This window comes from Pseudomonas sp. HY2-MNA-CIBAN-0224, assembly GCF_040310285.1.
Lineage (GTDB): Bacteria > Pseudomonadota > Gammaproteobacteria > Pseudomonadales > Pseudomonadaceae > Aquipseudomonas > Aquipseudomonas helleri.
Window position 1 is genome coordinate 1 of the sequence record NZ_JBEOPQ010000554.1, and the last position, 268, is coordinate 268.

Here is a 268-nt window from a genome sequence, read left to right on the forward strand (position 1 = left end):
GTATCATTTTGCTCGATTTACCTGCCGGCGTTGAGTCGCATCATGTTAGCGCCTTGTATTTCAAGCTACTGTACCAGTTAAAAAGTTTTCAATTTTCAGAAGCCTCTTCACAGCTTAATGCTGCTCAAGTGTGGATCCGCGACGAAATAGATGAGATTTCGCGCTTGCAACAGCTAATGTTGCCAGACAAAGGTATCGAACTCAGTTCGGTCAAAATGGCTTATACCTATAAAGCGATGAAAGGCGCCGGAGGCGATTATCTAGATAT

1 protein-coding gene is annotated in these 268 nt (G+C 43.7%); it reads left to right on the top strand.

Annotation, left to right across the window (positions count from 1 at the left end; translation table 11 throughout):
• On the top strand, nucleotides 1–268 hold a 268-nt coding region (locus AAEZ03_RS27545; RefSeq protein ID WP_350583045.1), incomplete at both ends, for a hypothetical protein.